We start from the raw sequence: 10,844 nt of genomic DNA on the forward strand, positions 1-10,844 counted from the left end.
TCGACATGAACAACGAGCAGAAGCTCCGCGGCTACCTACGCCAGGCGATCGCCGACTCCAGATCGGCGGAGAAGCGCCTTCGTGACTACCAGGAGGCAGCCGAGGAGCCGATCGCGATCGTGTCGATGGGCTGCCGCTACCCGGGAGGCGTTCGGTCTCCCGAGGACCTGTGGGACTTGGTGACCGAGGGTCGCAGCGTTGCATCCGACTTTCCCGAGGATCGAGGTTGGGATCTGGAGAACCTCTACGATCCCGATCCCGACCGCAATGGCACGTCGTATACCAACCAGGGCGGGTTTCTCTACGATGCGGCCAACTTCGACGCCGAGTTCTTCGGGATATCGCCCCGCGAGGCGCTCGCGATGGACCCACAGCAGCGACTTCTTCTCGAGACGTCGTGGGAAGTGTTCGAGCGCGCCGGTATCGACCCGACGCCACTGCGCGGCGGGGACACGGGAGTATTCATCGGTGGCGGCTCACAGGGGTACGGTCCGCGCCTTCACGAATCGACCGATGAGGTCGAAGGATATCTCCTGACCGGAAATTCGCCGAGTGTCCTGTCAGGGCGACTGTCCTACTTCTACGGCTTCGAAGGTCCGGCCGTGACGGTGGACACCGCGTGCTCGTCATCTCTCACCTCCCTTCATCTGGCGGTGCAAGCGCTCCGGAACGGTGAGTGCTCGTTGGCGCTCAGTGGCGGTGTTCTCGTGATGCCGGTACCCGGAACGTTCATCGAGTTCTCCCGGCAGCGCGGGCTGTCCGCCGATGGTCTCTGCAAGTCGTTCGCTGCTGCCGCCGATGGAACAGGGTGGGCGGAGGGCGTCGGATTGGTACTGGTGGAACGCCTTTCCGACGCGCGTCGTCATGGGCACGAAGTACTCGCCGTCATCAGGGGATCCGCGGTCAATCAGGACGGCGCGTCGAACGGGCTCGCGGCACCGAACGGTCCGTCGCAGCAGCGTGTCATCAGAAAGGCGTTGTCCGATGCCAAGCTGACGGTGAACGACATCGACCTCATCGAGGCGCATGGCACCGGAACTCGGCTGGGCGACCCCATCGAGGCCCAGGCGCTCCTCGCGACGTACGGCAGGGGCCGTGTCGACGGAAGCGTCGCGTATCTGGGGTCGCTCAAGTCCAACATCGGTCACACCCAGGCTGCCGCGGGAGTCGGCGGTGTCATCAAGACGGTCATGGCGCTGCGGCACGGAGTGATGCCGAAGACACTGCACATCGACGCGCCCAGCCCCCACGTCGACTGGTCAGCCGGTGCCGTCGAGCTCCTGACCGAGCCGCGGGCGTGGCCGGCGTCGGATTCTCCACGCCGTGCTGCCGTGTCGGCGTTCGGCGTCAGCGGGACGAACGTACACGTCATTCTCGAGGCGGCGACGGAGCCCGAGCCCGAACACGACGAGCCCTCCCGAGCGCTTCCCGTCGTTCCGTGGTTGTTGTCGGCGTCGTCTCCCGCCGCGCTGCGCGAGCAAGCCGCTCGGCTGTCGGAGCATCTCGATGCCGGGGCCCGGCGCGAGGTGGACATCGCATACACGCTGGCGACCGGACGTGCGGCGCTCGCGCATCGTCGTGCCGTGCTGTTCGACGGTACCGATTCGGTGCGAGCGGATCTCGCCGCGATCGCGTCGGGACGAACGAATGCCACGGACTCGTCCAGGAGGCCGGGGAAGCTCGCTTTCCTTCTCACCGGCCAGGGGAGTCAGCGGGCGGGGATGGGGCGTGAGCTGTATGCGGCGTTCCCCACCTTCGCGCGCGAGTTCGACGCCGTGGCCGACGCCTTCCGTCCGCATCTCGCGCGCCCGCTCGGCGAGATCGTCTTCGCGGAGCGCGACAGTGCCGACGCGGAGTCGATCGATCGTACCGAGTGGGCGCAGCCAGCCTTGTTTGCGATCGAGGTCGGACTGTTCCGGCAGCTCGAGGAATGGGGAGTTCGCCCTGACATCCTGCTCGGTCATTCCATCGGGGAGCTAGTTGCCGCTCACGTTGCCGGGGTCTTCGACCTGTCGGATGCCGCACGACTCGTTGCCGCGCGTGCCGAGGGAATGCAAGCACTTCCCCCGGGCGGAGCGATGGTCGCTCTGCAGGCACGCGAGGACGAGGTGGCCCCACTCCTCGCCGAGTACTCGGACCGAGCGGCCATCGCCGCCGTCAACGCGACGACCTCGGTGGTGATCTCCGGTGACGAGGGGGTCGTGGACGCCGTCGCGGCGGAGTTGTCGGGCCGCGGTCGGAAGACCAAGAAGCTCACAACCAGCCACGCGTTCCATTCCCCGTCCATGGACGGGATGCTCGAGGAGTTCCGCGCAGTCGCCGCCACGATCACCTATCACGAGCCGACGATTCCGATCGTCTCGAACCTGACGGGCGAAGTGGCGGGAGGCGACCAGTTGTGTACACCCGACTACTGGGTGCGGCACGTCCGCGATGCGGTCCGATTCGCGGACGGAGTCGCCGCAGCCCGAGCGGCTGGCACACGCGGATTCGTCGAGCTCGGTCCGGACGGTGTCCTGTCAGCGCTTGCCCAGGCGCAGGACGATTCGGAGGAGGAAGACACCCAACTGTTCGCACCGATGTTGCGCGCGAACGTTTCCGAAGCGGTCAGCGCCGTATCGGCGCTCGCGCGGCTGCACGATCGCGGCGTGAAGGTCGACTGGGACAGCTTCTTCCAGGGTGGTGCCGGGCGGCGCACCGACCTGCCGACGTACGCCTTTCAGAGTTCGCGGTACTGGCTGGATCCAGGTGCGATCTCTGCCGATGCCGCAGGCCTCGGTCTCGCTGCCGCGGATCATCCGCTGCTCGGAGCATCCATCGACCTCGGGGGGTCGGATTCGCACGTTCTCACCGGTCGGCTCTCACTGGCAACGCACCGCTGGCTGGCGGACCATGTCGTCCTCGGAGCAGTCCTGGTACCCGGCACCGCGCTGGTGGAGCTCGCCATCCGAGCAGGCGACAGCGTGGACTGCCCGGTTCTGGACGAGCTCGTCGTGCAGGCGCCGCTGGTGGTGCCGCGAGAGGGAGGAGTTCAGGTCCAGGTCCGCGTCGGTGCCCTCAACGCCACAGAGCGGCGTGAGGTCGGCATCTACTCCCGTCCTGCCGCTTCGAACGGTGAGTGGACCGTGCATGGCAGCGGCTTCCTCGCCCCGTCCGACGCGCCGCCGAGCTTCGACCTGAGTTCGTGGCCGCCGGCAGGGGCGGAGGAAGTGCCGGTCGATGGTCTGTACGACCTTCTGACGTCCCAGGGTTACGACTACGGTCCGACATTCCAAGGTATGGAGAGGGTCTGGCGGCTCGGCGACGAGCTGTACGCCGAGGCCCGCCTGCCCGAAGGTGGTGAAGCAGAGGGGTTCGGCCTGCATCCGGCCCTGCTCGACACCGCTCTGCACACCGTGGTCTATTCCGCGGGAAACGACACCGCAGATCGTGGTACACGTGCGCCGTTCGAGTGGCGCGGCGTCCGGCTCTATTCGACCGGCGCATCCATGGTGCGCGTCAAGCTCGTTCCGAGCGGCATGGATTCGGTGGCATTGTGGTTGGCCGACGAGATCGGTCGCCCCGTCGCCCACGTCGCTGCGCTGGTCTTGCGGGAGATCTCCACCGACCAGATCGGAGCTGCGCGCCGTACGTACGACGATGCGTTGTTCTGCGTCGACTGGACCCCGATATCTCGGCCCGCCGACGGCCCCGTCGGTGACCATGTGGTCGGCATCGGTAGCGACACCGGCGCATTCGCCGACAACTATCACGATCTCGACGCGGTGGCAGCAGCGATTGCGGAGGGCGAGACCGTCCATGCGGTCGTTACACAGCCGCATACAGATGTCGCGAATGCGGAGCCGGTGTCTGTTACCCGTCATGCAGTGAACGACACGCTCGCTGTAGTCCAGAGATGGCTTGCGGATGCACGTTTCGCAGACGCCCGTCTCGTGGTGGTGACCGAGAGCGCTGTGGTGACGGAGAGCGCCGAGGTGACCGGGGGCGAAGCTGTCGTGGATCTGCCGGGAGCGGCGCTGTGGGGGCTGCTTCGTGCGGCGCAGCTCGAACAACCTGATCGACTGGTCGTTCTTGATGCGGACCGCGCCACGTTGGACGACGCCGGTGCGTTGCGCGAGGCTGTGAAAATCGTGCTGAGTTCCGGTGAGCCGCAGGCTGCGGCACGCGGGAAGTCCATTCTGGCCCCGAGGATTTCGCGTGAGGAAATCGCGCCGGACGAGACGGGTCAGGACTGGAATCCAGACGGGACGGTGCTCGTCACGGGGGGAACAGGTGCCCTCGGATCACTGGTCGCGCGTCACCTCGTGGCCGAGCACGGAGTTCGGCATCTTCTCCTCACCAGCCGCAGAGGACCCGCGGCCGAGGGCGCGAGTGAGCTCGTGGACGAACTGCGCACCACCGGTGTCGACGTCACGGTTGCCGCGTGCGATATCGCGGACGTCGACGCACTTCAGCGCACTCTCGCGTCGATCCCGGCCGAACATCCGCTGACTGCCGTCGTGCACACCGCGGGCGTGGTGCGCGACGGGACGATCGCCACGCTCACGCCGGAGTCGACCGCGGCAGTGCTGCGCCCAAAGGTCGATGCCGCATGGAATCTGCATCAGGCGACGCTCGGAGCCGACCTCACGCATTTCATACTGTTCTCTTCGGCTGCGGGAACTTTCGGTAGCGCCGGTCAAGCGAACTACGCCGCCGCGAACGCCTTTCTGGACGCGCTGGCACACGTCCGATCATCGAGCGGATTGCCGGCACGTTCGATCGCCTGGGGACTCTGGAAACATGCGGACGGCATGGCAGGGCACCTGGAAGACATCGACCTCCGCCGCCTCGCACGCGAGGGCTATCTGCCGATCGCCGACGAATCGGGGATGGAGCTGTTCGACGCCGCGGTTCGAGCATCTGGCCCGGCTCTGGTGGCCGCGCCCTTGGACCTCGGTGCAGTCCGTGCCGGTCGGCAGGTGCCGTGGCTGCTGCGTGGACTCGTGCGAAGCCCGTCACGTCGCACGGTCGGAGACGCCGGTGGCGTGACACCGACCCTTTCCGACGAGATTATCCAGGTGGCGGCTCCGGAGCGGCGGAGGTTCGTCGTCGATGTCGTCCGCCGCGAGGTCGCGGAGATTCTCGGCTACCGCACCGCCGATGCGGTGGACGTCGACCACCAGTTCCTCGAGCTTGGCTACGACTCGCTCACCGGAGTCGAACTGCGCAACCGCCTGACGCAGCGGAGTGGGATCAGGCTGCCCGCGACAATGATTTTCGACTATCCGACGCCCGCCGTGCTGGCCGACCACATATACGACCGGCTCGGCGATTCGCTGCCCGGGTCCGCGGCAGAGGTCAGTGCCCCGGAGGTGACGGTCGATGTGACCGACGGCGAGTCGGCGAGCACGGCCTCGGACGAGCGTCGGGCCGGGCAGGACGACCCGATCGTGATCGTCGGAATGGCATGTCGCTATCCGGGCGACGTGACCAACCCCGACGAGCTGTGGGAACTCGTCGAGTCCGGGCGTGATGGCATCACGCCGTTCCCGACCGATCGAGGCTGGGACGGCGACGCGATCTACGATCCCGACCCCGAGCGTTCGGGTACCTCGTACACGCGGCACGGGGGATTCCTCCACGATGCGGCGAATTTCGATCCTGCCTTATTCGGCATCTCGCCCCGAGAGGCACTGTCCATGGATCCGCAGCAGAGAATTCTGCTCGAGAACACGTGGGAAGCGTTCGAGAACGCGGGGATCGATCCGCAATCGGTCAGGGGAAGCCGGACCGGTGTGTTCGTCGGAATGATGTACCACGACTACGCGACCCGTGTCCGGAGGATCCCGGAGGAACTCGAGGGATATCTCGGGAACGGAAGTGCGGGCAGCATCGCGTCGGGGCGGATCGCGTACACGTTCGGGTTGGAAGGCCCGGCGATGACGGTAGACACGGCGTGCTCGTCCTCGCTCGTGGCAATCCACCTGGCGAGCCGCTCACTGAGGTCCGGAGAATCGGACCTGGCGATCGCAGGTGGCGTGACCGTCATGTCCACCCCCAACACGTTCGTCGAATTCTCTCGCCAACGGGGTCTAGCGACGGATGGTCGATGCAAGTCGTTCGCCGCGGCCGCCGACGGTACAGGGTGGGCGGAAGGCGTCGGAACACTCGTGCTGGAGCGATTGTCCGATGCCCGCCGCAACGGGCACGAGGTCCTGGCAGTCGTCCGCGGATCAGCCGTCAACCAGGACGGTGCCTCCAACGGGCTCACAGCCCCGAACGGGCCGTCGCAGGAACGTGTCATCCGGGCCGCGCTCGCAGACGCGGGTCTCGTGGCCTCGGATGTCCAGGTGATCGAGGCGCACGGAACGGGCACACGACTTGGTGACCCGATCGAAGCGCAGGCTCTGCTCGCCACGTACGGGCAGGGTAGGCCGGAGGGGTCGCCTGCATGGCTCGGTTCGCTCAAGTCCAACATTGGCCACAGCCAGGCCGCAGCGGGTGTCGGCGGTGTCATCAAGATGGTCCAAGCGATGCGTCACGGGGTGGCTCCCGCGTCTCTCCACATCGACGAGCCGACCCCGTACGTCGACTGGGCGTACGGCGACCTGGCGCTTCTGACGGAAGCGCGGCCCTGGATCCGAGGAGCGGGTCCGCGCCGAGCCGCAGTGTCCTCGTTCGGGGTCAGCGGCACCAATGTCCACGCGATCATCGAGGAGCCGCCGTCGTTCGACGACGCAGAATCGGTCGAGACCGGACCTTCCGACCGCGTCGTGCCCTGGATCGTCAGCGGAAACACGCCCGAAGCTGTTCGGCGACAGGCAGACCGGCTCCTCGAGTTCGTTCGGAGGAGTGAGCACGTGGACACGGTCGACGTGGCACATGCGCTGGTATCCACACGAGGGGTTCTCGACCACGGAGCGGTGGTGGTCGGCCGGGACACCGAGTCTCTGGCGGCGAACCTGAACGCGCTGGTCGGCGGTGGAGCCGTCGTGACCCCGCGCACGAAGGGACGCTTGGCCTTCCTGTTCACCGGTCAGGGTGCTCAACGGGCAGGCATGGGGAAGGAACTGTACGAGCACCTGCCCGAATTCGCCGAGGCGTTCGACAATGTGGCCGCGGCACTCGACGAGCACCTCGCCACGCCCGTTCGCGACATCGTCTTCGGTGACGGCGAACTCATCGACCGAACCGAGTACGCGCAGCCGGCATTGTTCGCCATCGAGACCGCGCTGTCCCGCACTCTCATCAGCTGGGGCGTGGTACCCGACGTGGTGATCGGCCATTCAATCGGAGAGTTGGCCGCCGCGCATGTCGCCGGAGTCCTCTCACTGGCGGACGCGGCTCGCCTGGTCGTGGCCCGAGGCCGACTCATGCAGGCACTTCCGCCCGGAGGGGCAATGGTGTCGCTACGTGCGACAGAGCACGAGGTCAGCGAAGCCCTGATCGGTTATCACGATTCGATCGGAATCGCTGCCGTGAACGGGCCGGAGTCCGTGGTCATCTCCGGTACGGAGTCCTCGGTGCTGGCAGTGGCGGCCTCGTTCGAGAAGCGAGGGACGAAGGTGCGTCGGCTCAATGTCAGTCACGCTTTCCATTCGCCGTCGATGGATGCCGTGCTCGCGGATTTCGAAGGTGCGGCGGCCGGCGTCGCCTACAGTGAACCTTCTGTCGCGTTCGTGTCGACGGTCACCGGTGCACGAGTGGAACCCGGGCAGGTGACCGATCCGGCGTACTGGGTGCGCAACCTCAGGGACACCGTTCGATTCGCCGACGGTGCACGGGCCGCATCCGACTTTGGCGTCACCACCTTCGTCGAGGTCGGTCCGGGTGCGGTGCTGACCGCGCAGATCGGAGAGAATCTCGATTCCGACCGGGTTGCATGGGCGGCACTTCGCGGTGGAGACCGTTCGGAGGTGGACGTTCTCGTCGAAGCGATCGGGCGACTCCGATTCGCCGGTGTCGCGATCGACTGGAGTGCCGTTCTCGGCCGCGCCGAAGGGCAGACGCGACCGCATCTGCCCACGTATTCCTTCCTGGGCGAGCGCTACTGGTTGGACGTTCCGGAAGACGATCATCCGCCGCGCACGGAGGCGTCGGACATCGGACATCCGCTGCTCGACGCGACGGTGCCCCTCGCTGCCGCGGGAGGCCTTCTGCTGACGGGAACGATTCGACCCGGCGAGCACTCTTGGCTCGGGCGCAATCCGGTTGTCGGTGCGCCTCTGGTACCGACCAGCGCGTTCATCGATCTCGCGCTCAGAGCGGCACGCGAGGTCGAGTATCCGGTCCTGGAGAAGTTCGCGTTGCACGTGCCGCTCGTGCTCCCGGTCGACCGCCCGCTGTCGCTGCAGGTCACCGTGGCGGCAGTCGAACATGGCCGCCGCGCAGTCCGGATCCACGCCGGTTCGCCCGATCTCGACGACGCATGGACCCTGCACGCCGAGGGGATACTCGCCCAGTCCGACGACGACACCCGTGTGGCTGAACCCGCCCCTGTGCCAGGGCCCGGCAGGCTGATCGGAGCGAGCGAGGTCAGACGACTACTGCTCGCGCACGGGCAGGATCCGGAACTGGGAGGGGTGGACGTCGGCGAGGTCAGGCGTGACGGGGACACGATCACAGCGGAACTGCGACTTCCCCCCGGGACGGATACGACAGGTTTCGGAGTGCATCCGGCCCTGTGGGAAGCAGCCGGTCTTCTGGCAACCGTGGTGGAAGGCGAGCCGGACGGAGACGGTGTCACGTTGGTGTCGCTGGCCGGTGGAATTCGCCTGCACGCCGTCGAGGCGAATGCCGTGCGCGTGCGCCTCGACAGGTCGGACAGCGCGGGATGGTCACTGCACCTCGCGGGGCTCGACGGGACGCCGGTCGTCGATGTGGCCTCGCTCGGAGTGACGCGGCTGTCCGCATCCGCGTTTCCTGTACCCAAGCGCTACGTGCGTGACTCGCTGCTCCGACTCGAATGGACCGAGACCGCGATCTCTGGCGACGGACGTGAGGTGGCCTGGGCCACTCTCGGCGGAGTCGATGTCGGCCCCGCCGAATCGGTGGTGTTCGACGACACCGTTTTCGGCGAAACCTACGGTAGCGCCGACGAGCTCGGTCGTGCGATCGCCGATGGATCTCGGGTCGACGCGGTGCTGCTGACGGTACCGCGGCTCGATTCCCCGGCGATCCCCGAAGCGGTGCGTAGCCTGACCGGTGCGGTTCTGGGCGTCGCTGCGGAGTTCCTCGCGGACGGCAGGACGAGTGGCGCCACGCTGGTCGTGGTCACCCGCGGCGCTCATCGCGAGGAAAACGCCGACCCGCGGAACATCGCGTCTGCGGCGGTCGCAGGGCTTCTGCGTTCGGCCCAGTCGGAGAACCCGGGCCGAATCGTCCTGGTCGACCGCGAGGACGAGGTGTCCGAAGCAGTTCTCGGCAGTCTGGCCATGTCTGGCGAGGATCGTCTTCGGCTCCACGGGTCCCAGGTCTTCACTCCGAGGTTGGTGCGAGAGACCACGGAGCCGGAGAATTCCGGCCCCGCAGGATGGAACAAGGACGGGACGGTGCTCGTCACCGGAGGCACCGGTGCGCTCGGTTCGAGGATTGCGCGGCATCTCGTCGCAGAACACGGAATTCGAAACCTGTTGCTGTTGAGCAGATCCGGCACAGACGCCGATCGTGCGTTGCCGTTGGAGCTCGAACTCACCGAACTGGGTGCGAGCGTCACGATCGTCGCGTGCGACGTGTCCGATCGTCGCGCGCTCGCGGGTGTCATCGAAGCGATACCCGACGACCGACCGCTCGAGGCCGTCGTGCACGCAGCGGGCGTTCTGGCCAATGCCACCGTGACCTCGCTGTCGCCGGAGAAGTTGAACGAGGTACTTCGTCCTGGAGTCGATGCAGCGTGGAATCTCCACGACCTCACGCGTTCCACCAACCTGTCGGCGTTCGTGCTCTTCTCCGCCGTGACCGGGGTGTTCGGCGGACCAGGCCAGGCGAATCATGGCGCGGTGACGGGAGTCCTCGACGGGTTGGCGCGCTTTCGGGCGGCGTCGGGGCTGCCCGCGACGTCCATCTCGTGGGGGCCGTGGAGCCACGCGCGGGGTGCGGCCGCGCAGGAAAGCGATCTGGAGCGGTTCGTGCGGGACGGATTCGTTCCGCTTCTGGATGCGGACGGTCTGCAGCTCTTCGACGCCGCGGTCTCGCGTACCGAGCCCACTCCCGTCGCGACCACGTTCGACTATGTGCGCCTTCGATCACTGGACTCGGTACCGCCGCTGCTGCGTGGGTTGGTCCGAGCACCGGTCGGTCGTGCGACGGTGACCGCGACCTCGGTGGAACCGCTGGCCGAACAGCTGGTGGGCCGGAGCCGTAGTGCTCAGCGGGAGATCGTTCTGACCCTCGTCAGGACCGAGGCAGGAGCGGTGCTGGGACATCAGGATCTCACCGGGGTCGAGAAGGGGCGCCCGTTCCTCGAGCAGGGGTTCGATTCGCTCACGGCCGTCGAACTACGCAACCGCATCTCTACGGCGACCGGTGTTCGCGTACCGGTGACACTGGTGTTCGATCAGCCGACGCCCGAGGAGTTGGCGGACTTCGTTCTCGAACAGCTCGCGCCGGACGAGCGGAGCCAGTCGCCGGTATTGGACGATCTGGACCGACTCGAACTCGGGATCGCCGAGACGGAGCTCGACGAAGAAGACTCCGCCGCAGTCCGGCTGCGCCTGCAAACACTGCTGGCGCGGTTCTCGAACACTCGAACTGCCGGGGAATCATCAGCGGACCAGCTCGAATCCGCCTCTACGTCGGACATTTTCGAATTCATCGACAAGCAACTCGGCCGCAGCGGTCAGTGACCGTCGCTCCAGCCATCG

1 protein-coding gene is annotated in these 10,844 nt (G+C 66.8%); it reads left to right on the forward strand.

The genetic code is table 11. The features are described from left to right. Window positions 1-5 precede the first annotated feature (5 nt). Window positions 6-10,826: a type I polyketide synthase gene (locus ACFXKN_RS04225; RefSeq protein ID WP_379432343.1), complete on the forward strand. Its 10,821-nt coding sequence runs from the start codon at window positions 6-8 to the stop codon at window positions 10,824-10,826. Window positions 10,827-10,844: the final 18 nt, after the last annotated feature.

The organism is Nocardia sp. NPDC059195 (genome assembly GCF_042754695.1).
GTDB lineage: Bacteria > Actinomycetota > Actinomycetes > Mycobacteriales > Mycobacteriaceae > Nocardia.